The sequence below is a fragment of the Deinococcus yavapaiensis KR-236 genome, from assembly GCF_003217515.1.
GTDB lineage: Bacteria > Deinococcota > Deinococci > Deinococcales > Deinococcaceae > Deinococcus_A > Deinococcus_A yavapaiensis.
This window is the reverse complement of sequence record NZ_QJSX01000030.1, coordinates 1-22,449: the sequence shown is the minus strand read 5'-3', so window position 1 is coordinate 22,449 and position 22,449 is coordinate 1. Positions and strand designations below refer to the sequence as shown.

Sequence of the window (22,449 nt, the reverse complement as noted above, 5' to 3'; positions counted from 1 at the left end):
CGCGGGTCGACTCACGGGACATCACCTCGACCTCTATCGTCGACCAACCTCATGAAACGGGAAAATCTCGTCCTGCACGCTTTTCAGACGCACTTTACATCGGCCTCAAACGCATCGACGACCTCACGCGAGACGAAGCCCTCGACGTACGCTGGATTCCCTTCCAACTTCGGCCCGACATGCCCGAGGAAGGCGCGGAGTGGAAGCCGTACGCGACCGAGAAGTTCGGCGGCGAGCAGAACATGCGCCGCGCCTTCGAGCACGTCGAGCAGTACGCCTGCGACGACGACTTGTGCTTTCGCTTCGATGTGGTTGCCTCGGCTCCCAACACCGTCGACGCGCACCGCGTCATCCTCCTCGCGGGCGAGCGCGGCGTGCAGACGAGCGTCGCCCTCAGCGTCATGAAAGGCTACTTCGAGGAAGGCGCCGACTTGCGCGACCCCGCGACGCTCGTCGCCCTCGCGGAGCGCGGCGGGTTGACGCCCGACGACACGCGTGCCCTCCTCGCGTCCGAGCGCTTCCGAGCTGATGTCGACGAGGCTCAGCGCGCCGCCGCGCAGGCCGGAGTCCAAGGCGTGCCCTTCTACGTCCTCGCCGAACAGTACGCCGTGAACGGCGCCCAACCCAAGTCGGCCATGCTGCAGGCCCTGCGTTGGGTGCGCGAACAGCGAGCCGCTTTCACGCCTTGAGACCCCAAAGGGGTTCGGCGCTCCACTTCGCGCGTCGATCCACTCATGAAGACTCCTCGAAGGTAGGATGACTCGGCGAATGCGGTTTACACTGGCCGTACGAGTATCCTCATTCACATCATTCCACTCGCATCACGGAGGCCTTCATGAAACAACGCGTTCTCGGCATGATCCTCGCAGGCGGGCAAGGCTCGCGCCTCTTCCCCCTCACTCAAAAACGCTCCAAACCGGCGGTTCCGTTCGGCAGCAAGTACCGCATCATCGACTTCGCCCTTAACAACTTCATCAACTCCGAGATCTACTCCATCTACGTCCTCATTCAATTCAAGGCGCAATCCCTCACCGAGCACATTCAGCGCGGTTGGCGCTTCGGCACGTTCCTGTCCGACTACTTCATCACCCTCGTGCCCGCGCAGATGTACCGCTACGAGGAACTCGGGCCTGTCTGGTACCGGGGCACCGCCGACGCCGTTTACCAAAACCTCCACCTCGTCGACAACTACGGAGCCGACTACGTCGCGATCTTCTCCGGCGACCACATCTACAAAATGAACGTCGCGCACATGCTCGACTTCCACCGCGACACGCGCGCCGACATCACCATTTCCAGCTACCCCATGCCTGCCGCTGAATCCGCTCGCTTCGGCGTCATGACGACGGACTCGCGCGGACGCGTGACGGACTTCCTCGAAAAGCCCGACCCCAGCACCCTGCCCGGCAATCCCGATACCGTCCTCACGTCGCAGGGCAACTACATCTTCTCGCGCCAAGCCCTCGAAGAACTCTTGGAGACGGCGGCGCGCGGCGACGACGAAGGCTACGACTTCGGCAAGGACATCCTGCCGATGGCCCTCAAAGACGGCTACAACGTCATGGCTTACGACTTCCTGCGAAACCCCATTCCCGGACAGGCCGGGCCCAACACCTACTGGCGGGACGTCGGAACGCTGGACGCCTACTTCGAGGCGAACATGGATTTGGTGTCCGTCAGCCCCGAATTCGACTTGTACAACCCCGAGTGGCCCCTGCGCACGGCCGCCGAGTTCAGCCCGCCCACGAAGTTCGTCCATGAAGCCGCCGAGCGCCGCGGCCAGAGCTTCAACTCGCTCTTATCGGGCGGCACCATCATCTCGGGCGGCACCGTGCGAGATTCCGTCCTCGGGCGGCGCATTCGCGTGCACTCGTACAGCCTCGTCGAAGGCGCCGTCATCTTCGACAACGTCGAAGTCGGTCGGCACTCGCACATTCGCAACGCCATCATCGACAAGGACGTCATCATTCCGCCCGGCACCCGCATCGGGATCGACGCCGACGAGGACGCCGCGAGAGGCTTCGCCCGAACCGAAGGCGGCATCGTGGTCGTGCCGAAGTCGTACACCTTCTGAGGACCAAGCGCTCCCGTACCCCTCTCCACCCGTGGAGAGGGGTACAAAGGGGAAAGCGGCTTGTCAAGCTCGCGATCCTCTGCTAGGCTACGCTTCGCCCGTGGGGGCATAGCTCAGCGGGAGAGCATCCGCTTTGCAAGCGGAGGGTCAAGAGTTCGAATCTCTTTGCCTCCACCAAGAAGAACGCCGTCTAAGACGGCGTTCTTGCTTTGTGCAGCTATGCAGAACAGGGTAGGAATGAGGCGCTTTTCGTAATCCTTTCGTAAAACGCTATTCCGACTCCTCGCCAAGCGGCTTCGAAGACGAGAAGCTGAGCGTCAACCGCCGCCGCTCCTCTGGAAAGGAGTGGCGATACTGGTGCGTCATGAAAGATGACGCATGACCGACATGAGCACTAATAGCTTCTAATGACGCGCCGTTCATCCCTGAGACTGACACGAAGGTATGCCTTAAGGCGTGCGGATTGAGCGTTCTGACACCCGCCTTCCTGCACACATCGTTCATCATGCGCCCGATGTTGTCAGGGCGGTACGGCGTGCCTCGCAACGTCGTGAAGACGTACGGGGTCACCTCGTAGTGCTCGAGCCGGGCCGCACGTTCCTTCTCGGTTCGCGCTTTGACGAACTTCAGCAACTCAAGCGCTTCTCCCGTCACCGTGATCTGACGGCGTGCGGTGGGCGTCTTCGGTGGGCCTTCGTACACCCTCGAGCCTGACTGCGAACGAGTAAGTCGAATGTCAACCGTTCCGTAGGGGGTTCCGTCTTCGAGTAAACCCGCCTCGAGGTTAACGACGTTCCACTTTATGGCTATGGCTTCGCCGCGTCGTACGCCCGTAGCGAGCATGAACGCGAGGAGCACACCGCCTCGATCCGCTCGCGCGGCCTCGTAGAACTTCTGTGCTTCGTCCGGCGTGAACGACTTCAGCTCGCGTTCTTTCACCGTCGCGGCCTTTGGTCGCACGTTCGGTGCGGCGGCAGGATTCGCTGAGATGAGGCCGTCACTGTACGCTTGCGCCAGCGCCCCGTGAAGGATGTTGTGAACATGCACGCGAGCCGATGCGCCGAGGCCCGCAAGCTGTTTAGGCTTGCCTTTCGCGTCCGTCTCGTCGAGGGTGCGCCGTTGCTGCGTTTCACGGTAGAAGTCGCGTAGGCGTTGCGGCGTCACTCCGGCGAGCTTGACGCTGCCAATAAGCGGCTTGATGTACAGGCGTAAGTAGTCCTTGTACATGTCGCGCGTTCGACCCGAAAGTGATTCTCTCGACTCGATCCACGCCTCGACGAACTCGCCGACCGTGAGCTTCGTCTTCGTGGGCGCTTGCCCTTTCTCGGCGGCCTCGACGATTTTCCGCACGGCAGCCCGCGCGAGACGTTCGCTCGGCGCGGTGCCCGACTTGCGCGCGAACTCGCCTGAGGGAAGCGTCACGCCGATCTGCCAGCGGCACCGCCCGTCAGGAAGCACTTTGTAGGTGCCTTCGCCGTGTCCCCGTTTTTGCTTTTGCCCGCTTGCCCTACGCCGCCCGCGTCCTGACATGTGTCAGCCGTCCTTCCTCTCGATGGTGAGTTTCACGTCGAGCGCATCGAAAATCGCGGCCCAGATGCCGGGCAGTTGCCCGCCGCCGTCTTTCCCGCCGTTCAGAGCGCGTGTGATCGCCTGAGGCGTCTTGCCTGCCGCGCGTGCTAGGTCGGAGCGGGTGAGGCCCTTTTCTTTGAGCAGTTCGTCTACTTTGCCGCGTATTTCGTCGTTCATACCCCACCTTAACACATTCCGGTTATTACCGGAAGTCGGTTGAGACACTAACCAGAATCCGGTAATATAGAGACACCAAAGAAGAGCGCCAACCGACCAAAGTAGCCGCCTTTCCAAGGAATCCACACGAGGTGAATGGAATGACCCAAGCGTACAGCATCGAACTCGAAGCCGACCGATACGAAGACACCCTCGAAGTCGCCGCGCTCGCCCTGCAACTCCCCACGCACAGAATCGAAGTCACCGGGCAGAACGGCTTCTACACCGCGCAACTCGTCGGCACCCTCGGCGGCTGGAACCTCGCGCACGACGCGGCCCGCCCTGCGCCTCGAGCTTCGCACCCGCGGCTTCAGCGTCCCCGCTCGCACGATCTACGCCTAAAACGCGAGGGGGGATTTCTCCCCCCTTCCCTCGAAGGAGCCGACGAGATGAACCACCTTCCCCGCATCAAAAGCATGAGCCTCGACCTCGACACGAACGACGTACACCTCACCCTTGAAAGCGGCGAGCGCGTCACGATTCCCGAGCACGAAGACGTGCTCCTCACGCCCCGCGCGGGCCTCCTGCTCGTCGCGTACACCACGCCGCGCGCCCGCGCGTACCACGTTCTCACCTCTGAAGGGGACGACGTACTTCGCGCGTGGCTTGAACTCACGCCCGCCCTGACCGCCTGACGCTCGCTGGACCGCTCCCCCCTTGAGCACGTCGAAGCTCACAGTCCATGTACGCAGGAGAAGCCTCCATCCTTCAAAGGGCCTGAGGGTACGAGAGCGAGCCACAATCGATGAAGATTGTGGCTCGCTCTCGTCCAACTCCACGTTACCGAACGTTATTTGCCGGGAATAAGAGAGCCTCGAGCCGGCGGGTTCTTCACGCGTGTCCACGTGCCCGACCATAGGAACGCCCGATCCGGGCAAGCATTCTGGGTCTTGACGTGCGTCAACGTCAACTGGTCGCCTTTCACCGCCCACTTGAAGGCACTCACCGGGTATTGAAGAGACTGAGCGCCTCCATCGCCACAGGTATTTCCGCCAATGCTCTTGGCTCCGTACGCCGGCACGCCAATGTCTGCCAGGCCCATTTGAATCGGACTGATCACGTACAGGGTGTCACCTTGCACGCTCATCAACTCAGCCACCCCAGTACTCGTAGGGTCCGTCAACCACGTGCCGATCTCATCGAAGACGAGGTTCCACTTGCCTTGAAGCTCCGCCTGAGGCGGTTGGATGTTCCGCGTCCACATGCCTGCCAACGCCGCAGGCGGCGCAGGCGGTTTGCCCACGGTGGCCGTGACGGTGTTCGAAGCCGTGCGGCCGTCCGTCATCTTCACGGCCGCGGTGAAGGTGTGCTTACCCGGCTTGAGCCACGTGGTAGTGAAGTACCCGGCCCAACCGCCGTAGGTGTACGGCATTTTCCGAGCGATCCACCGCACCTGATTGTCGACGAGGTACGTTACGCTTTCGATGTTCTCCTGTGGCGACTCCACTTCGTCACGTGGAAAGAAGAGGGTGTTGCCTGCGAAAGACGTGTCGTCCGGGGTCATGAAGACCTTCACGATCCACTTCGAGCGTAGTGGCAGAGTGATGCGCCCGTCGAAGGAGGACGTGACGCGCAAAGTGATGGGGGTTGTGTACTGAGCGGTTCCCGTGAGCAAACTACTGGACAAGGCGAGGACGGTGAGCGTGCCGAGACGGCGCAAGGCGAGTGAACGGCGTACGGGTGCCTGGTTCATACGTACCTCCGCCGGGGCGGTCTCACTATTCGCTCGCTCCGCCTTGAGTGACCGTACTTGAGGCGAAGGTCGTTGCATCCCGGTTGTTTAATGTTGCTTCTTGAGCGTACTTTTAAATTCAACTCATTCGATCGACCTTTTATAAAGGCGCTCCTATTTGTTACTCACAGTCGAAAAGAGCTATGTGAGCTTCGAGAGCATCTTAGGGGAATCGCTTGACACGGTCTTCGAGCCGCATTGACTCACCGCAAATACAACACCGTCTTTTTTATTGGCGTCCGATAGAGCGCTTTTTTCGTACCTCGACCTGCCCTGCGTTTTTCCTGGCGTTCACCTTTCCTCGCTAGCGTGGTACGCGTGCTGACCGTTACACCCTTATCTCGTCGATCCAATCCGCCCGGCTTCGACTTCCACATTCACGAGGATGGCTTCGACCTTGCACACGTCCACATTCACGAAGACGGCACAGCGCGCGTCAGCTTTCTCGAGCCGCCCACGCACGCCTTCACCGTCACCTTCGACGAGGGCACGCCTGACGAGATGCACGAACGTCTCGCGCCCATTCTCGTGAAGCTTCTCAAGGACGACCCACGCGCCCGCGTACCGGCTTCCTCTTCCTCGAACCTTTGAAGGCTTGGAATGCGAGACGGCGAGCCGTTCGCGCTCTTCCGAGCGACCGCGCTTGACGTGCGCGTGATGCGCGCCTTCAACGAAGCATGGGAACACGCTTCCCGCGCGTGGGGAGACACCCTGAGCGACACGGGAAGCTAGAGATTCCTAGAGGTCCGCGAATACCGTTGACTCACCGCGCATACGACGCTATGTTGAAGTTATCAGCGGCCAGGAATGGCCGCTTTCTTCGTTTCCCTCTTCACGCTCGTCGAACCGCTCGAGGTTGCTAAGTTTTGCTAAGGTTTCGAGCGCGACCTGACAACACCTGACGCACGCATGGTCCGCGATCCTGCTTCATCCTGTTCCGCTGCCGATGCCTTCATTTCTTCAGGGCTGAAACCTCGAGGAACCGCCCGCGCTCCCTACCGAGCTGCCCGCTGCCCCCAGCTCGACGCCTCAGCCTGGGGACACCTGGAAGTGGGATACGAACAGACTCCCCCACACTAGGCCGATCTGAGCGTGGGCACAATTGCACCCATGCCCTGATACTTCGTCTCACCGGGCTACAGGATGACGCATGACCAACCGGCCACGACCCCCTCACGTGTCCGCTAATCGAGGGGTAAGGCCATAAAAACCCAGTACTTCAGCAATTCTTCCTCTTCCGCGATCTCGCTCTCTGGGTACGGCTCCGTGTCTTGAAAACCCAGGCGACGGTACAACCGATGTGCCGCAGGCATATAACCCGCACTGTCGAGCCGGAGCAAACGATGGCCATTGTGCCGGGCTTCCTCGATAATTCGAGTCACCAGTGCCACTCCAATTCCCGCGTTCCGTTGAGACGGCCGCACATACATCCGCTTCAGCTCTGCGGCTCCATCAGTATGAACTCTCATCGACAGCGTTCCGACAGGGACTCCGTCTACTGTCGCCAGTAGCAAGCGGCCGGAGGGCGGCATGAACTGATCCAGGGTCGCGCGATCGTGCTCTAGAGTCTCCTGGTAATCCCATTCAATCCCATAGTTCCGAAGCAACTCGTCCTTGTTCCAGATCAGGAACTCCCGGAAGAGATCGATGACGGTTTCACGCTGCTGAAGGGTAGACACCTGATCAATGGACAGCATTACGCCTCCTGTCTCAGAGTGAGCATCATCAGAGTGCAGCGTCAAGAAGCATGAGTCAAGGGCTGACGCGACTGCATCAACCGTTTTGTGAACCGTGTTCCTGTATGGCTCGAATACGCTTAAGCAGAACGGGCGCTCATAACGATTCACCTTCGCCTCTCCAGACTGTGGAGAGGCCCAGAACCCGGCTCGATTCATGCAGAACGAACACCGGCCCGTACCCCAGGCAGGCGACCCGGCCCCGGGCGGCCAGACCTCGCAGCGCCCGGGGTGTGCTTTCCTCACTGGCCTGCACCGTGAGGGCCAGCGTCCGGCAGTCCAGCGGCCCGCCTTCGAGTGCCCCAGGATGCCCCGCTGTACCCGGCCCGGTCCCCGGCTCATGCCCCCCAGTCTGCCGCTAAACGTTCCCCGCAAGGTCACGCCCCGCAACACTTACCACACCAGCGTTGCCCGGTGAAACAGACAAAACAGACACCATAAAAAAGGGGCGTCATTACCTGACGCGCCCGCGTGCCCTGCGATCGATTGCTATTTGTCAACCACTCTGCCGAAAGCTGGAACGTTGCGCCCGTCTCTCCTTCCACGCTGCGCTTCACCTCTCAAACGCGAACAGCCCGTTCCCACGTTGCCGACAATGCCGCGCCCTCGGGGGCGCAAAGAGCGCCCCCGAGGGCTACCAATCAACTGCTGATGATTAAGTTGCTCGCTCAGCGTTTCGGGGTGGGCGTGACGCGCGTCCACGTACCGGTGAGAATGACCTCTTCGGAAGCACATGCGGGCTTCACGGCGCGAAGGGTGAGTTGATTGCCTGTGACGGCCCAGCTGTATGCCCCTTCGTCCCGGTTCACGGGACCACAGTAGTTATCCCCACCGAGGGGTGCACCGTACGCGAACACCGCGTCATTTGGTCCTGTTCGAATAGGCCCCAGGGTGGTGAGTGTGTTACCTCGAATGTTGACGTGTAGAAGGCCGCCTGACGGCATGGGGTCAATCGTCCACAAGCCAGCTGAATCGATGATGATGCGCCAGGGACGTCCGAGAAGCGTTGACAGCACGGGATCGTTGCCCGTGTCGAGTCCGGCAGCGTCGAACTGCTCTTTGGTGATGACACGCTCCCAAGCGCCAGCAAGTGCGGCGGGCGGTTGCGGTGCGGCGGCGACGTTGGCCGTGACGGTTTCCGAGGCCTTGCGACCGTCGAGGGCCGTGACGGTCGCGGTGAACGTGTGCCTTCCAGGCGTCAGGAAGGTCGTGACCAGGAAGTTCCCGGGACCGTTGAATCGGTACGGCGCGTTCTGCGGGGTTGAAACAAGCTTGCCGTCGATGAAGAACTGCACGGTGCGAATGTCGTAGGTTTCGATGCTGGGCGTGGCTACCCATGCAACACGCAACGGCAATGTCGTATTCGCCATGCCCGCGAGGGTGGTCTTCACTGTGAACGCGTTGGCCGAGGTGGAGGCCGATGAAGCGGGAGGTTCCCTTCCACCGGCGAGCGCGGTGAATCCTCCTCCAAGGAGAAGGGCGATGATCAGAGCGAGGGAAGCTGAACGGCCTGGCGATGCCTGGTTCATAGATTCCTCCCCCGGGTCGGTCTCACTATTTGCTCGCTCCGCCTTGAGTGACCGTACTTGAGGCGAAGGTCGTTGCATCCCGGTTGTGTTGCTTTTAAAGCGTACGCTTAGACGCTCCTCACAAACGAGGGGGTTTCATAAAGCTGGAACCACGTGTTCTTCATCCAAAGAGCTTCAACTCACTGCCGTTCTGCTTGTCGCCCCATTAGCCTCGTTTCGATTCACGCCCGAGAAATGCCGAAAAAAGCCAACGAAAATACGAATTTTTACGAACACCCCGCACGGGTGAAAACCTTAGAAAACCTCAGGTCGTCACTCTTCGACCGACGAGCCGTGAACCTCAAGCCGCGCCAGGGGCGACGCCCGGCCCGCTCGCCGCTCCTGCAAGGCTTCGAGTTCGTGCATCGTCTTGTAGAGTTGCCGCTCGCGGCGCACTTCACACCGCTTATCAATGCATGTTCTATCGAGTCGTGGAATCGACACACTGACAGCTCGAATCCTCCTCGTCACAATCCACTCAGCGCCTGCGTAAGCTCATACGGACGTACATCCACTCGCCATAAACCTTGCAACACCCCAGAAGCCCGACGGCACTCTGATGCGGACAGTAGCATGACGTATCATGCCAAACTTCATCGTCATTGACGGCTTCGAAGCCGATCTTGCCCGCGTCGAGTGGGAAGGTCGCCTCCTCGACCTTCCCCGCGCATGGCTGCCCAGTCAAGCGCAGGAAGGTGACTATCTGCGCGTGCACGCGCACGACGGCACCGTCACCTTCACCCTCGACGTCGAAGCCTCGAAGCGAGCCCTCAGCACCAACCAAGCGGCTCTCAACGCCTTGAACGCGGCCGATGATGGTGGAGACGTGCAACTGTGAAGCGCCTCCTGCTCGCCGCGTTCCTCCTCGCGTCCACCGTGAGCGCGCAAGACCTTGTGATTCGCTTTCTCGATGTCGGGCAAGGGGACGCCGTTCTCGTCACCACCCCGGACGGCAAGAGCATGCTGTACGACGCTGGACGAGGACGCGCGGCCGCCGAGCTCCTACGGTCCTTCGGGGTGAAGCAACTCGACCTCGCGGTGATGAGCCAAGGCGACGCAGATCATATTGGCGGCTTCGAGTTCGTCGCCCAGGCGTTCAAGCCGCGCACGCTGCTCAACAACGGGCTCGCTGCGAGCACGCAGACGTATGCGCGCGTCCTCGCCGCCTTCCAAGCGGCGGGCACGCAAGGGTTGCGCGCGACGGCCCGCACCATCAACCTCGGCGCGAGCGTGAAGCTGCAAGTGATCCCCGCGCCAAGCACCGTGCCCGCTAAGGATCAAAACGCGAACTCCGTCGGGGTGCTGCTGACGTACGGGACGTTCAAGATGTTTTTGGGTGGGGATGCCGAACCGAGCACCACGAAAGGGTGGGCGGCGGCGTACGGACCGCAACTGCGCGGCGTGAACGTGTACAAGGCGCTGCACCACGGATCGAAGCACAACGACAGTGCCGCGTGGCTGAGCGTGCTGCAACCGAAGGTGGTCGTGATCGGCGTGGGACCGAACAATTACGGGCATCCGTCGTCGGAAGCGCTCGCGCTGTACAAGAACATCGGCGCGACCGTGTTCCGCACGGACGTGCACGGCACCGTGACCTTCACCGTGAAGACGAACGGGACGTTCACGACGAGTGTGTCGAAAGGACCGGCCCCAACCACGACGACGAAGGCCGTGCCCGTCACGCCGTTGCCGTCATCGAACGTCACGTACGCCAACTGCTCGGCCGTACGGGCGGCGGGTGCCGCACCGATTCGTGTGGGTGAGCCAGGGTACAGCCGTAAGCTCGATCGGGACGGTGATGGCATCGCCTGCGAGTGACACCCGGAGGGAAGACGTCTCGGGAGGAACACGTGACACGACGTTGCATTTCTGCAACAACGCTTCACTGGCGCGTCCGACAAGCACCACGAATGGCGTTCTCGCAGCGCATATGACGCTATCTTTTCCATATCAGCGCCTCAAAAGGGCGCTTTTTTCATGCCTCGAGCTGCCCTGATTTTTCCTGGCGTTCACCTTCCCTGACTAACGTGTCCCGCGTGCTCACCGTTACACCCTTGTCTCGTCGATCCACGCCGCCCGGCTTTGACTTTCACGTGCACGAGGACGCCTTCGACCTCGTGCACGTCCACATTCACGAAGACGGCACAGTGCGCGTCAGCTTCCTCGAACCGCCCACGCGCGCCTTCACCCTGACCTTCCAGCGATGCACAGCCGAAGAAGTGCGCGCCCACCTCGCACCGATCCTCGTGAAGCTCCTCCGAGACGGCCCGCCCCTCGTCGATCCACTCGAGGCTGCTATTGAATCTGCAGCACTTGGCCACACCGTTCAGTCCGCACGAGGTTGAAGCTTTTACCGAAGGTCGGTGTAGGGCTGCGCGATCCTCAAGAGTGCCCGCGCCTCCTCGGCACGCCGCAAGCTGAACTCCGTCAGGACCGACCATCTCCCGGCCAGTTCCTCGGGTGTTCCACCGAACAGCTCGGTTGCCCGCACCTGCCGGTCCTCCAGCGTCCAAACAGCGGTCAAGGTCGGCCCGACCAGCCCAAAATGCAACGCCAGCCATGCCGCGTACCCCAACCGCACCACGGACGCGTCTCCTCGCCACCCGGCGATCCGCAGCCCCTCGAGGTACGCCTCGAACACCACGCCTTCCAACACCTCGATTTCTTCAACGTCCCACTCGCCCAGCATGCACGTCGAGCCCACCAAGCTCACCACGTCCCCCCCAACCGCGCCATGACCGCACCACGCCCAGTCCACAGCAACGATCTCCTCATGGCGAACGAGCAGGTTCCGGCGGTGAAAATCGAAGTGCGAAAACACCTGCGGGAGCGACCGTAACGCCTGGTAGAACACCGTTCGCTCGTCCCACAATCGTAAGACGTTCGCTTGGAGGTCCGGCGGGAAGAACTGTCGCACCAGCGGCGCTTGCCACGCGGACGTTGGAGCGAACATCGTCGACCACTGCTCCACCAAGTTGCGCAGCAACCAAGGAGCGTCGGGCAGCGGGGTTCCGGTGAGGTACGCTCCGTTGAACGCGCCGAGTTGACGCGCGGCGTGCGCGTAGGTTTCAAGCGTCCACGTCGGCGTCGTTTCGCGCACGTACTCCAACCACAGCCACCGTTGATCTCCACGCTCGGTGAGGGCGTAGGCCCGAGGTACTCGCACGGGACCAGGCAGGTTGCTGAGCAAATTGGAATGGTACGCTTCGTACTCCCGCGTCAGGGCCCAAAGGTCGTGTGACTGCTGCTGGGCATCCAATTTCTCGAACGTTTTGAGGACCAGTGACCACGGTTGGAGGGTGCCTTCGGTGAGGGCGTGGCCTTGCAGCAGGAACAACGTGTCGTGGCTGGTGACGCCTTGGTGGCTGAGCACGTCGGCGGTGAAGTCCGTCACCTCGAAGGGCTGTTGAGGCCAGTGCTGCCGAAGAACGTGCGTCAGGGTGGTGGGGTGGAGTGCTTGGATGACGGCCAAGTTGCTGGAGGTCATAGCTGCTCCCTTCCTCGAAGTGATGGCGGTGTGCCTTCATTGTGCCGCATTCGCTTAGCTGTCACGGGAAGGCGGGGCCGTTTGATGTCGCCACAGGCGAGGACGTGACGAAGACATGTAGGACTCTGTAAGTTTTGCTAAAGCTCCGAACGCGACTCGACACTTTCACGCGCTCCCTGCCGAGCTGCCCGACGCAGCTAAGATTCCCTTAGATTGGTCTGCGTGGTAAGCCCCCCGCGCTGCCCGGTGAAACTAACAACTCTGACAAGTAAAAAGGAGCGTCGTTACCTGACGCGCCTGCGTGCTCCGCGATCGGTTGCTATTTGTCAACCACTCGCCTGAAAGCTGGAACGTTGCGCCTCATACCCTGTGCGCGCCACGATCACACGCTTTCCTCGCGTGGCACGTCGAATCGTTGCCGGGCACGAAGAATGACGAAAAAAGCCGACGAAAATACGAACTTTTACTAACCTCGCGTGACTTCACGTCCCCTCTCATTAGCCTTTAGATGAAAAGAGGAAGCTAACATAATGCCACGAATAGCTTTTCGCCTATGAGTTGGCGCCCCGCTCGCACAGCAAGTTCCTTCGTGCCAAGCAGGAAACATGCAAGGTGGCAGCTTGAAATTCAACGACGGACAAGCCCAGTTCCTTCACGACTGCCGATTCAGCCGATTCGTGGGAAGGCTGTTTTGTTCACGCCAATCCATGATGAACTCGACGAAATCCGACAACACGAATTCCATGAGCGCTGGTGCATCGCCTGCACGCCCAAAGCTGCCCCGCGCATACACCTTGACCCCATCCGGGTACCCGGCGGCATTCAGGTCGAAGAGCGCCACTTCCGTGGAAAAGGCCGCTGCGATTTGATAATCGACGTTGAGCAGGAGGTAGAGAGCGTCTCGACGTGCTCGACAAGCTCCTTCCAGTGTCGTCACGGCACCGTCGTGTAACTGGGCGCGAATGGCCGTTAGAAGTGCGTCCTGCATGTCAGTGTTGTCCTGCGCTTGCACGCTCGCTTCGTCTGTACACACCTGAATTCCCTTGAGGTTGCGAAGGCCGAAGTCACTGGCTACAACAGGAGTGAGCCAAAAGGGGACGGTAAGCGTGATGGCGACCAAGGAGCGCGCATGGGCCTGGTTCATGGTGCCTCCCCTGGGCCGGTCTCACTATTCGCTCCCCTCACCGAAAGTGACCGTGTTGCAAGGTGAGGATCATAGCATCCCTTTTAGATTTACTTTAGTTTACGCTTTTTTTCTTCATTGAAATGCCGCTGATCTTTATTACCCCTTTAATTTTTCGCTTGCCAAGTGGCTAAGGAAGCAGCGATGTCCAAGCGTAGACCTTTGTGTGACATGACCTCGCAGCCAAATGCGCATTGAGTACCCGAAAGAGTGCCCAATTTTCCGAGTGTCATCACCCTTCACTTGGCGAGCAGTGAACCTCAAGCCGCGCGAGAGGAGACGCCCGGCCTGCTCGTCGCTCCTGAAGCGCTTCGAGTTCGTGCATCGCCTTGTACAACTGCCGCTCGAGGTGCGTTTCGTACCGCTGGAGCTTCTCGAGGGCCGCTTCGCTGGGGATACTCACGGCTTGCACGCCCCGCGTCACGAGTTGCTCGCCTCGCGCGGCCAGCGCGAGGATCGTTTCACCTTTACGTCGCGTGGCGCTGCCTTTCGTTGCGGCGACCATCACGAGAGTCTCCGCCGTTGGAACCTTCAAGCTCAGCGCGAACGACAAGGCGTGCTCGAGCATCTCGTGTGACCACACCAGCTCGTAGTCTTCCAGCGCGGCGAAGTCGTCACTCGAAGGAACCGCACCCATCGCTGCCGTGAGGTACTTCTTCGGTTTGAGGCCGCACTCGTCGAAGTACCGCTGGAAGAAGAAACCGACGTTCGAACGATCCTCGTCGCTCATGCCTTCAGGGAGCTGCCCACGGGACAAGGCCAAGAGCAGCTCCCCTTCCCTCAGGAACTCAGCGGCGTTCGCCCGCACGTCCTCGAGCATGTCAGGGGCGAGGACGTGCGCGGGCGTCTTGTGCTCCAACGCCGCGAGATGCCCGCGCACCTCCCCCGCGCTGAGCGTCGGCACCGGAGCCATGAGCGCCGGGGCCTTCTCGTACAACTCCCTCAAAGTGCGTTGCTCGTCGAACTCATCGAAGATCGTGTGCCCACCGTACCGAGCGCGCACCTCGGCGTCCTCGGCGCTCGCTTCGAGTTGCCACGCCTCCCACCGCTCCAGGCGAGCGAGACGCCACAAGTTCAAGGCGATGCGTGCCACGAGGCGCTCTTCGAGGTAGCCCACGGGTGTGAGTGAGGTCGTGATCCCGGCGAGGTGCTCCTCGTACGCTTCCCACTCGAAGTCGGGCACGCTATCAGAGAGTGCGCCGTGCGTGCGTGCGTTCAGGGTGCGCCCGTCAACTCGTTCGAGCGTTTGTTTCGCATTTTCGCTGTTCATGCGCCCTCGTCGAAAGCGCGCACATCCAAGGGTGATGGGCGCACGTGCGGACGAAACTCGAGGCGGGACGCGAACTCGAAGCCCGCGACGGGCCACAGTTCGAGGTGCGTCACGTCCGACAGGGGCGCGTGCCCTTCCCCCGCCGCGCTGCTCAATACGAGGCGCATCCGTTCCCGCCAAGCGTTGACGGCGTGCGCGTCGTTCGTGCTCGGCATCGGCCCGGCGTGCCGTTCCACGATCCCAGCGGCCAGGCCGAGCGCCCGCCCGCGCTCCTCATGCGCCAGGGCGTGAAGCGCGAGGCACTCACTCATGACCGCGTGAATACGCGAGTCCAACTCTTCAAGCAAGCAGCGCTGCCGGGCTTGGAAGCGCGCGTGCCGCCGTGTGGCCGTGGCGATCTGCGAGAGGTGCGTCTTCTCCTGCTCGGCTCGCTCACGCTTCACGAGGCGATCCTCAAGGGCCTTCACTTCGGCGTGATGCTGCTCGAGCATTCCCCTCGCCGTGCCGAGCTGCCCCTCGGCGGCCATGAGCGCCTGGTACGAAGCGCGGCCCGCGCCGACGTCACGAAGAAGGTCATCGACGCGCCGCGCGTGCTCGTTCACGATGCGTTCGAGTTTCGGCGTGTCTCGCTTGAGGGCGTTCAGGTCGGCGTGCAAGGCGTCGGGCTTCTTCATGCCTAGATTATCTCGAAGGACGCGCGAAAATGCTGCTGAGAGCGCGAAAACTGCTCGTATCACACGAAGCGACTCGTATCAATGGAACCGCTCGTCGTGGTGATAAAGCGCCAGGGGACTAGAACTTCAGTGTTATTAAGCAGACAATTAGGTATCTGCTTCTCGAGTCGGAATGCGCTACGTAGCAGTAGTGCTTCGACCTGCTTTTGACATCCTTACCGCATCACACGTCACGAGGAAGGCCGAGTGATGCTCAACGAAAGGGGGCAAACGATTTCAGCGTTGGCAACTCCACTCGCAGCACATGTTCGCTTCGGAGGTTGTTGTGATTCGTCGATTCGTACAATTGACCCTCTCGACGTTGATCCTCGGTTTCGCTGCCCAAGCCGTGCCGGTCTCAGGAACGCTCACCGGAGCGATCGTTGATTGGCCGAAAGGAAAAGCAGGGGAAGTTCGGCTCGTCCACAATGGCTTTCCCCTTGCTAAGGGACGTGTCGACGAACAAGGTGTCTTCCACATCACTCTGCCAACTTCCAAGGAATTGCAGAGTATTTATCTCGTTCCCGTGACCACCCTATTTTTCAACTCGGAACAGGACTGCCAGGGCAAGGTGACGGTCACTCCAGAGGATGCCACGGGAGATCAATTCCAGCTGGATGTGTACCAAGGCGATAAACGGCTTGGAAACATCTCGATGTTCAGCGCACCGCAGATTCCCAGCCCAGCTGGAAGTTACGCTGCCATGCTGGTTTTGCAGCGTTCACCGACCAGCATGAAGGGCCGGATCACATGCGAGCACATTGTGCAAGACCTTGACTGGAAGCTTGCGGCTGGCTGGAATTTCTTGCTGCTGGAACGGAAAGGACTCAACCAGAACGGGCTGGACGAGCGTCGGTTCACGAACCAACCGCTGCCGAAAAGCTTGGTGTGGCGAATTTACCGAACGTATGCGGGAGCCGGGTTCGAGTTCGACATGATTCGTCGGCGCTCGGACAGCGTGTTCGTCACGGACGTGATGCCGGGCAAGCCAGCAGAGAAGGCCGGGCTGAAGGTCGGGGATGAGATCGTAGAAGTCGACGGGCGTTCCTTGAAGGGGTTGAATAACCGAACGGTTCGTGAGCGCTTGCAAGGCACACCTGGCAGTCAATTCACGGTGAGTGTTCGGCGGGGTGTGGGTGCGGCACTGATGCGAATTACGATGACGCGTGTGGCACTTCAGGAGGATTGATTGCCGAACCTCCACGGAGCGAGCAACTATTGGCGATTGGAGCAGAGGTAGGAGCTACAACACTACCTGCGGGAAACAATGACCTTGCCTCTGCTCATGCAATCTGTCGAACGTTATAAGGCGTGCGAGAAGTCAGGAATGACGTGGAGCATTCGCGCAAGGCGTTCGACTTCCTCACGGCGCACCCAGCGTTTGCCGCGTGGCGTGAATTGCACGCACGCGACGTGCCCACGGTCGGCTTGCCCTCGGAGCGTCTCGTAGCTCACGCCGAGCACGTCGGCGGTCACGCTGAGACTGAGGACGTTCGGCACGCCGTCGCTCACGGGCGTTTCCCCTTCCAGCCTCGCCCGGCTTGCACGCCGCAGCGCATGTGAACGGACGTGAACACCGACTCGTCATACGCTCCGTCGAGGCCGTGCGCGTACCGCCCGGTTGAGCACGCCCCGAGGTAGCCGTACCCGTCGAACGTCCAACGCGCGCAACTCCCGCAGTACCCGCACGCCTTGCCCACCTCGAACGGGTCAACCTCAAGGCGTGATTCTACGAAAGCGCCGGGGAGGCTCCCGCTAGAACCGCTAGAAGGCGTCGAAGGTAGGCTTTCAGCGGTTTCAGCGGTGAGGGTGGGGGCGTTCGTGCGATATCGCCGCATCTGGAATACGCTCACGCCTCACCGCCTTCTCGAAGATCCGGGTGCAGGCGGAAGACTTCACGCGGTCGCCCGCCCGTCTCCACTTCCACCCGTCGAGCCCATCCTAGCGACACGAGCCCGTCGAGAGCTTCGTCGAACAGGGAACCTTGCAGCAACTGCCAGTCTTTGCGGCGCAGCGTGTACGTGTCCATCCCGTCCTTCACGGCGCCCGCCTTGATCTTCTCGGCAAGGGCGCGCACGCCCGCGAAGGACAAGCCAAGTTCCGCCGCGTACACCTTGCGCGCGTGCACCTCCAAGAACTCCGCCCAGTTCAGCGCGAGTTCCAGCGCGTCCGCGCTCACGGGCGGCACGTCGTCAAGGCGTGCGTTCCGCTCGGCGTGCTCGAGCGCGTGGAACACAAGAGCGAGGGACGGCACGAGGGAGCGGTACTTCCCGAGGTGCGACGCGAACGAGCCCGCGCGCCTCAATTCCTCATCACCGCCGCGCGTGCGAACTTCCAGCGTGTCCCGCCACGCTTCGAAGAGGCCGCGCGCTTCCTCGTCGAACGTCAGCACGTGCGGCCCATCCTCCGAGGGTGGGTACCACCGATCGATGACTTCTGCTACGCGCAGCACCGCGTCGAACGCCGCTTCGTTCCCTCGGCGTGTCGGGCGTTTCCACTCACCGAGGTTGTCAGGCCACACGAGGAGTTGGAAGCGTTGCAGCATTCCTTGATCGCCCGCCGATCCCGAGCGGGAATCGTTCACGAACTTCTGCAACGGGCCTTCCTGAATCGCGCCGATGATGCTGAGGCACGTCGCGGGAATGCGGATGGTGCCGCGTTGAATGCGGTCGAAGGTGTACCCTTCGTTGCCATCCCACGCCGAGAGGTAGAAGCCCCTCGCGGTCGCTTGATCCTCGCGTTTGAGTTGATCGATGAACGCGGCAAGTTCGTCTTTCAGGACGACGAAGCCGCGTGGGTTCTCGTTGAGCAACTCGCCGAGCTTCTCAGGAGTGGCGTCGTTGACGTAGTAGCGTTTGCACGTCACGTCGAGGGTTTGCGCTCGTCGTTTGAGGTCGAGCAGTTTCTCTCGGGAGAAGCTCTTGCCTTTCTTGAGTTGCGCTTCTTCGAACTTCAACGCTTCCGCTTCGACTTCCGCTTCAAGCTTCGCGTCCTCGAACGCTTGCCGAGCGCGTTCCTCGAGCACCTTCAGGAACCGTGTCGGCTCGCCGTATAGAAAGGTCTTCATGCTGCCCGGCGGGGCGACCACCGCATACCACAGGTTCGGCACCACCCGCCAACTCGTGAAGCGCTCGGGTTTCAGAACGACGGTACGCCCCAGCAAGCCGGAGAAGGCAGCGATGGCGGACGCGGCCACGCATTCGAGCGGCACGCAGGTCAACTCGGCGAGGTCAAGGAGCCACGCGCGAATGGAGGCGGGCACCATGTCGGGCGGCATGGTCGGCGCGGACGGTCGCACGGGCGGCAGGGATTGCCGTTCGCCCCAAGGTTCCTCGGGACTTTCAGCGGTTTTAGCGGTGGAGGGGAGGGGCACCGCTGAAAGATCGAAACCTTGTTCTTTCAGGTACGGGAAGCCGCGTTGACGGTCGCTTTTGCCTTCTTCGATGTGCTCCGCCCAACGCGCGATTTCGTCGCGCCACTCGTCGAGGTCGCGTGAACCGTCCGCGCACCACACGGCGTGAACGTCCTCGCCGCCGAGGGCCGTCAGCATTGCTTCGAGTTGCTCGGCGCGATGCGCGACGTTGAGGAACGCTGCCGCCGCGTCATGCCGAGCAGACGGCGCTTTCTGCAAGGCCGCGCGAGCGAGCGCGTTCACGAGAGCGAGGGCACCCTCACCGCTCGAACCGCTGGAAGTCCCCGCCGTGGTTCGTTGTCCTTCGAGGGCGGCGAGGTTCCTTACGACGCTCGCCGGGTTGCGCGTGATCCACTCGTCGAGTTCATCGACAGGGATCGCCTCGCCATCCGTCGTTTCGAGGTACGTCGCGCCGAGCCGCCCGCCGTTCTGCCAAAGCGCCCCGTGGTACGGCATGATCAGCCAGTTCGAAGCGGCGTCATCCCCTTTCGGGAAGACTTCCGTCGAGGCGGGCAGGGCGGCGCGGTTCACGAAGAAACGCAGCGCGGCGCGCATGTCGCGGTAAGTTACGAGGTCATCCGTGAACAGCCAGACGTGACAGCCTCGCCCGGATGAGGACCGCTCGGGGTACACCTCGACGTTGAGGGCGGCGCACTCGGCGAGGAGGCGTTCTTTCGCCGCTGCGAGCGCTTCCACGCTGGGGTAATCCTTGGCGTCCATATCGACGGCGCCGGACAGGGTGCCGTCGAAGGTGCCCGGCAAATACCCCAGAGCGGACGGAAGGAACTTGCCCACTCCGAGGTGCTTTTCGAGCATGGCGACCGTGACGGGTTGACCTTCGAGTGTTTCGACGATCTTCTTTGTTCCCTTCCATCCTTTGAATCGCCCATGCTTCAAGGGGTTCGGGAGAAAGTACGCCGCGAAGAGTTCAGCGGGCGCGGTCAGAGCGGATGGCATCACAGCACCACCCCGGCGAGTTCCGCCGTGAGCGTCTTCGCCAGTCGCCGCCCTTTGTCGGTGAGGAGCACGCTCGGGCCGCGCAAGCGTAGAAGGTCGCGTTTCACGAGGGCATGCCGCGCCTTACCGATCTGAACGGGTGTGAAGGTACTGCCTCCGATGACGTGCGTGAGTTGCGATGGCATGACGTTCGAGTAGAAGCGTGGCGCACCGCGCCACGCGTCGAGGAGCACGAAGCGTTCGACCGGCGTGAACTCGGAGGAGGTGGGGTGCGTCATGCTTGCCCACCTTTCACGCCGATCTTCGAGAGTGCGTCAAGGACGTTTAAGGCCGCTTGGACGTTGTGTCCGCGTTTCACGTCGAGCAAGGCGAGCGAGCGGAGCGCTTCGAGTTTCTGTCGCGCGGTTCGTCTCACAACGTCACCTCTTCGCGCTCGAGAAGCCACAAGGCCGCGTCGAGGAGCCGCACGCGGTACCAGAGGTGCGGGCGCTTGGCTTCCAACGCGCGGTACTCGCGCACCGCGTCCGCGTTGCCGCCCTTGGCGTCGAGGATGAGTTGAGAGAGCACCGTCATTTGTGCGTCGAGGGCGCGCAACTCGGCGCGCGTCACGGCGAGGAGGCCGAGGAGCGCTTCATGGTCTGGCAGGGTGAAGGGCAAGGCGGGTAGAATGACAGCAGCGCCGCCCGCGCTTTGCCCGCCTTGAATGGCGGGCTTCGTCATTGTGCGCCCCCGTGTTCGGGTTGCACTTGCTCTGGCAGTGTCGAGTAAGCGAGGAACCACACCTCGGCGTCTTCCCGGCGTACACGGTACGTCTTGCCGAAACGAGAGGCGGGCAAGCGGGGCACGCGCTCACCTAAGGCATTCTGGCCATGTAGAGCGTCATACACGGTTGCGTCCGAGAGACGGTACAGCCGAGCAACTTCACGAGGCTTGAGGACGTGAAGGGTATTCAATTGTTCGTTCGTCATGCACTGGGCTCCCTGTTGGGCCGCCTACCCATCAAGGGCAGGGGTGAAGACACAGCGTTGAGGGCTGATCTTCAAGCGACAGGAGGCGCGAGGGGTGCCGACGGTGGTATCGGGATGGTGTAAACCGGGCGAGGAAGGCAGGCGCAACGCAGCGACCGCTTTACCTTTTTAGCAAGAAAAGCCCGGAAGTTTGCTTGTTCATGGTGCTTCAATGCGAGCGCTAAAGCGTCCGCAGGCGCTCGACGGAAGATGAAGATTTCTTCGAAGAAGCGTTTGAGCGCATTGCGATCTTGCAAAGAGCGACAGTATTGAGCGACCTTTACACGTAGCTGATTCCACCGTGCGGTTCCATCGGGCCCAAACTTAGTGAACGGTTTCATCAAACACGCCGAGTGTTTACGTACAAAGTCCTTGGTTTCGGGGCACAGCTTGTCATATTTAGAAAGCAATCTGCGTTGGCGTTCGAGAAACATGCGTTCCCTGCGCTCGGAGAGTGGAACGCTGTCTTCCCAGGATCCACGGTCATCAATGGGGGCATGAGTCATCATTCGGTCGACGGTCTTGTCAAATCGACATTCTTCCGCTCGACGATTCTGATACTTACGTGCCGTACGCCAGCGGATGGAATGGCGAACGCGACCAAATGCCGCCCGAACGAACGCTAGGAATACACCGGGCCCGTTGCGCTCGGCCCTTCCGAGGGCTTCTTCCAATTCTCCAACTCCTACACCTATAACGAAAGCGCGGTGAACATAGAGGGGAGGAAGCTTGGAACCAAGGCGTTTGAGCCATCCTCGCGCTCGTATCATGTCCCAAGCGAACTTGGGGCATTGCATCCAATTAGCCACCACTGCTGAAACGTCAAGCAGTGCACGTTGTGACATTGGGCGAAGAGTGACGCTCATTGCTTCCCAGTGTAACAGGTTGATTCTTGTCGTCTAGGACGAAGAATCGGAGGTCCAATAGTTCGTAATCTTTTCGTAAAATCTCTGGAATTGGGCAACAGAGGACAGCCACACTGAGAAGTTGTAGTTGTGGAAAAACCTCGATGAAACCGAGGAGAAGCTAACGTCTCGAATCGAATGAATACAGACAGAAACATCGCCCCATCCCGTTTGCAAGCGGAGGGTCAAGAGTTCGAATCTCTTTGCCTCCACCAAGATGAACGCCGTCTCAGACGGCGTTCTTGCTTTATGCGACTATGCATGACAGGGGAGATGTCTATCGTTTTTGACCAACTTTTGCCCAAACGCTATTTTTCCTCCTGCTCTTCCTCCTCGTCCTCCTCCTTCGAAGGCGACGAGAAGTCCAACGTGAGCCGCCGCCGCTCCTCGACAAACACATGCCGATACTGAGCACGGGTGAACGCTGGTGAAGCGTGCCCCACGTGTGCGCTCACCGCGTCGCCACTCGCGCCTCGCGCGCCAGACACAGAAACGAACGTATGTCTTAGACCGCCTAACAAAATTTGGCGTGCTGCTTGAAGGTGATCAGGCAGCACGCCAACTGCGTGAACGCCAAAAAGATGTCCGCCCGCACCTCGTCCCGCACTCGCAAGCTTTGA

General features: G+C 60.9%; 23 protein-coding genes and 1 tRNA gene. 9 read left to right on the top strand and 15 right to left on the bottom strand.

Annotation, left to right across the window (positions count from 1 at the left end; genetic code table 11):
- The 3 genes from DES52_RS21810 to DES52_RS21800 all read left to right on the top strand — a co-directional run.
- Window positions 1-689, top strand: a 689-nt coding sequence (locus tag DES52_RS21810; RefSeq protein ID WP_110888951.1) for a DsbA family oxidoreductase, incomplete at its 5' end; no start/stop codon positions are given.
- Between the two features lie 146 nt (window positions 690-835).
- Window positions 836-2,074: a glucose-1-phosphate adenylyltransferase gene (gene glgC / locus DES52_RS21805; RefSeq protein ID WP_110888950.1), complete on the top strand. Its 1,239-nt coding sequence runs from the start codon at window positions 836-838 to the stop codon at window positions 2,072-2,074.
- A gap of 102 nt (window positions 2,075-2,176) precedes the next feature.
- Window positions 2,177-2,251: transfer RNA gene (locus DES52_RS21800), tRNA-Ala, on the top strand.
- Window positions 2,252-2,344: 93 nt separating this feature from the next.
- On the opposite strand, the gene DES52_RS21795 is transcribed toward DES52_RS21800, so the two are convergent.
- Complete coding sequence (locus DES52_RS21795) at window positions 2,345-3,604, bottom strand: tyrosine-type recombinase/integrase (RefSeq protein WP_110888949.1); 1,260 nt, start codon at window positions 3,602-3,604, stop codon at window positions 2,345-2,347.
- Between the two features lie 3 nt (window positions 3,605-3,607).
- Window positions 3,608-3,820: a helix-turn-helix domain-containing protein gene (locus DES52_RS21790; RefSeq protein WP_110888948.1), complete on the bottom strand. Its 213-nt coding sequence runs from the start codon at window positions 3,818-3,820 to the stop codon at window positions 3,608-3,610.
- 140 nt (window positions 3,821-3,960) lie between these two features.
- Between DES52_RS21790 and DES52_RS21785 the strand changes: the two genes are divergently transcribed.
- On the top strand, window positions 3,961-4,494 hold the full coding sequence (locus DES52_RS21785; protein WP_110888947.1) for a hypothetical protein: 534 nt from the start codon (window positions 3,961-3,963) through the stop codon (window positions 4,492-4,494).
- A 155-nt stretch (window positions 4,495-4,649) separates the two neighbouring features.
- On the opposite strand, the gene DES52_RS21780 is transcribed toward DES52_RS21785, so the two are convergent.
- A complete protein-coding gene (locus DES52_RS21780; RefSeq protein WP_110888946.1) occupies window positions 4,650-5,552 on the bottom strand; it encodes a hypothetical protein in 903 nt (300 codons plus the stop codon).
- Between the two features lie 357 nt (window positions 5,553-5,909).
- On the opposite strand from DES52_RS21780, the gene DES52_RS21775 reads away from it, so the two are divergent.
- On the top strand, window positions 5,910-6,182 hold the full coding sequence (locus DES52_RS21775; protein WP_146237425.1) for a hypothetical protein: 273 nt from the start codon (window positions 5,910-5,912) through the stop codon (window positions 6,180-6,182).
- Window positions 6,183-6,775: 593 nt separating this feature from the next.
- Here DES52_RS21775 and DES52_RS23205 read toward each other — a convergent pair.
- Both DES52_RS23205 and DES52_RS21765 read right to left on the bottom strand, forming a co-directional pair.
- Window positions 6,776-7,288, bottom strand: coding sequence for a GNAT family N-acetyltransferase (locus DES52_RS23205; RefSeq protein ID WP_170131222.1), 513 nt, complete (start codon window positions 7,286-7,288; stop codon window positions 6,776-6,778).
- A 707-nt stretch (window positions 7,289-7,995) separates the two neighbouring features.
- A complete protein-coding gene (locus tag DES52_RS21765; RefSeq protein WP_110888943.1) occupies window positions 7,996-8,697 on the bottom strand; it encodes an Ig-like domain-containing protein in 702 nt (233 codons plus the stop codon).
- A 781-nt stretch (window positions 8,698-9,478) separates the two neighbouring features.
- Between DES52_RS21765 and DES52_RS21760 the strand changes: the two genes are divergently transcribed.
- The 3 genes from DES52_RS21760 to DES52_RS22720 all read left to right on the top strand — a co-directional run bounded on the left by DES52_RS21760 (window position 9,479) and on the right by DES52_RS22720 (window position 11,240).
- Window positions 9,479-9,733, top strand: a complete 255-nt coding sequence (locus tag DES52_RS21760) for a DUF3006 domain-containing protein (RefSeq protein ID WP_110888942.1) — start codon at window positions 9,479-9,481, stop codon at window positions 9,731-9,733.
- Entirely contained in the window at window positions 9,730-10,713 is a 984-nt protein-coding gene (locus tag DES52_RS21755; protein WP_110888941.1) for an excalibur calcium-binding domain-containing protein, read from the top strand. The genes DES52_RS21760 and DES52_RS21755 overlap by 4 nt, the downstream gene beginning before the upstream one ends.
- 209 nt (window positions 10,714-10,922) lie before the next feature.
- On the top strand, window positions 10,923-11,240 hold the full coding sequence (locus DES52_RS22720) for a hypothetical protein (protein WP_146237424.1): 318 nt from the start codon (window positions 10,923-10,925) through the stop codon (window positions 11,238-11,240).
- 5 nt (window positions 11,241-11,245) lie between these two features.
- Here DES52_RS22720 and DES52_RS21745 read toward each other — a convergent pair whose 3' ends face one another.
- The 4 genes from DES52_RS21745 to DES52_RS21730 all read right to left on the bottom strand — a co-directional run bounded on the left by DES52_RS21745 (window position 11,246) and on the right by DES52_RS21730 (window position 15,509).
- On the bottom strand, window positions 11,246-12,382 hold the full coding sequence (locus tag DES52_RS21745) for a phosphotransferase (protein ID WP_110888939.1): 1,137 nt from the start codon (window positions 12,380-12,382) through the stop codon (window positions 11,246-11,248).
- A 652-nt stretch (window positions 12,383-13,034) separates the two neighbouring features.
- A complete protein-coding gene (locus DES52_RS21740; protein ID WP_110888938.1) occupies window positions 13,035-13,526 on the bottom strand; it encodes a hypothetical protein in 492 nt (163 codons plus the stop codon).
- Between the two features lie 271 nt (window positions 13,527-13,797).
- Window positions 13,798-14,835 carry a hypothetical protein gene (locus DES52_RS21735; RefSeq protein ID WP_110888937.1) on the bottom strand — a complete coding sequence of 346 codons (1,038 nt, stop codon included), beginning with the start codon at window positions 14,833-14,835 and terminating at the stop codon, window positions 13,798-13,800.
- The gene (locus DES52_RS21730; RefSeq protein WP_110888936.1) at window positions 14,832-15,509 is read right to left on the bottom strand and encodes a hypothetical protein; all 678 of its coding nucleotides are present in this window, start codon (window positions 15,507-15,509) and stop codon (window positions 14,832-14,834) included. Before DES52_RS21730 ends, DES52_RS21735 begins: the two co-directional genes overlap by 4 nt.
- 304 nt (window positions 15,510-15,813) lie before the next feature.
- Between DES52_RS21730 and DES52_RS21725 the strand changes: the two genes are divergently transcribed.
- Window positions 15,814-16,737, top strand: a complete 924-nt coding sequence (locus tag DES52_RS21725) for a PDZ domain-containing protein (RefSeq protein WP_110888935.1) — start codon at window positions 15,814-15,816, stop codon at window positions 16,735-16,737.
- A gap of 113 nt (window positions 16,738-16,850) precedes the next feature.
- Here DES52_RS21725 and DES52_RS21720 read toward each other — a convergent pair whose 3' ends face one another.
- The 6 genes from DES52_RS21720 to DES52_RS22715 form a co-directional block, all read right to left on the bottom strand.
- Window positions 16,851-17,060 carry a MerR family transcriptional regulator gene (locus DES52_RS21720; protein WP_110888934.1) on the bottom strand — a complete coding sequence of 70 codons (210 nt, stop codon included), beginning with the start codon at window positions 17,058-17,060 and terminating at the stop codon, window positions 16,851-16,853.
- A gap of 337 nt (window positions 17,061-17,397) precedes the next feature.
- Entirely contained in the window at window positions 17,398-19,917 is a 2,520-nt protein-coding gene (locus DES52_RS21710; RefSeq protein WP_146237423.1) for a YfjI family protein, read from the bottom strand.
- Window positions 19,917-20,195 (bottom strand): hypothetical protein, encoded by a 279-nt coding sequence (locus DES52_RS21705; RefSeq protein ID WP_110888931.1) that lies wholly within the window; start codon window positions 20,193-20,195, stop codon window positions 19,917-19,919. The genes DES52_RS21710 and DES52_RS21705 overlap by 1 nt, the downstream gene beginning before the upstream one ends.
- A gap of 133 nt (window positions 20,196-20,328) precedes the next feature.
- Window positions 20,329-20,637, bottom strand: coding sequence for a hypothetical protein (locus DES52_RS21700; RefSeq protein ID WP_110888930.1), 309 nt, complete (start codon window positions 20,635-20,637; stop codon window positions 20,329-20,331).
- The gene (locus tag DES52_RS21695) at window positions 20,634-20,885 is read right to left on the bottom strand and encodes a helix-turn-helix domain-containing protein (protein ID WP_110888929.1); all 252 of its coding nucleotides are present in this window, start codon (window positions 20,883-20,885) and stop codon (window positions 20,634-20,636) included. The genes DES52_RS21700 and DES52_RS21695 overlap by 4 nt, the downstream gene beginning before the upstream one ends.
- Before the next feature lie 71 nt (window positions 20,886-20,956).
- A complete protein-coding gene (locus DES52_RS22715) occupies window positions 20,957-21,790 on the bottom strand; it encodes a hypothetical protein (protein ID WP_146237422.1) in 834 nt (277 codons plus the stop codon).
- Window positions 21,791-22,449 lie beyond the last annotated feature (659 nt).

Coding starts and splice junctions, on each gene's coding strand:
- DES52_RS21765 (WP_110888943.1), bottom strand. CDS start 8,697: ATGGCGAATACGACATTGCCGTTGCGTGTTGCATGGGTAGCCACGCCC.
- glgC (WP_110888950.1), top strand. CDS start 836: ATGAAACAACGCGTTCTCGGCATGATCCTCGCAGGCGGGCAAGGCTCG.
- DES52_RS23205 (WP_170131222.1), bottom strand. CDS start 7,288: ATGCTGTCCATTGATCAGGTGTCTACCCTTCAGCAGCGTGAAACCGTC.
- DES52_RS21740 (WP_110888938.1), bottom strand. CDS start 13,526: ATGAACCAGGCCCATGCGCGCTCCTTGGTCGCCATCACGCTTACCGTC.
- DES52_RS21705 (WP_110888931.1), bottom strand. CDS start 20,195: ATGACGCACCCCACCTCCTCCGAGTTCACGCCGGTCGAACGCTTCGTG.
- DES52_RS21695 (WP_110888929.1), bottom strand. CDS start 20,885: ATGACGAACGAACAATTGAATACCCTTCACGTCCTCAAGCCTCGTGAA.
- DES52_RS21745 (WP_110888939.1), bottom strand. CDS start 12,382: ATGACCTCCAGCAACTTGGCCGTCATCCAAGCACTCCACCCCACCACC.
- DES52_RS21790 (WP_110888948.1), bottom strand. CDS start 3,820: ATGAACGACGAAATACGCGGCAAAGTAGACGAACTGCTCAAAGAAAAG.
- DES52_RS21725 (WP_110888935.1), top strand. CDS start 15,814: ATGTTCGCTTCGGAGGTTGTTGTGATTCGTCGATTCGTACAATTGACC.
- DES52_RS21780 (WP_110888946.1), bottom strand. CDS start 5,552: ATGAACCAGGCACCCGTACGCCGTTCACTCGCCTTGCGCCGTCTCGGC.
- DES52_RS21760 (WP_110888942.1), top strand. CDS start 9,479: ATGCCAAACTTCATCGTCATTGACGGCTTCGAAGCCGATCTTGCCCGC.
- DES52_RS21735 (WP_110888937.1), bottom strand. CDS start 14,835: ATGAACAGCGAAAATGCGAAACAAACGCTCGAACGAGTTGACGGGCGC.
- DES52_RS21700 (WP_110888930.1), bottom strand. CDS start 20,637: ATGACGAAGCCCGCCATTCAAGGCGGGCAAAGCGCGGGCGGCGCTGCT.
- DES52_RS21710 (WP_146237423.1), bottom strand. CDS start 19,917: ATGCCATCCGCTCTGACCGCGCCCGCTGAACTCTTCGCGGCGTACTTT.
- DES52_RS21795 (WP_110888949.1), bottom strand. CDS start 3,604: ATGTCAGGACGCGGGCGGCGTAGGGCAAGCGGGCAAAAGCAAAAACGG.
- DES52_RS21785 (WP_110888947.1), top strand. CDS start 3,961: ATGACCCAAGCGTACAGCATCGAACTCGAAGCCGACCGATACGAAGAC.
- DES52_RS22715 (WP_146237422.1), bottom strand. CDS start 21,790: ATGAGCGTCACTCTTCGCCCAATGTCACAACGTGCACTGCTTGACGTT.
- DES52_RS21730 (WP_110888936.1), bottom strand. CDS start 15,509: ATGAAGAAGCCCGACGCCTTGCACGCCGACCTGAACGCCCTCAAGCGA.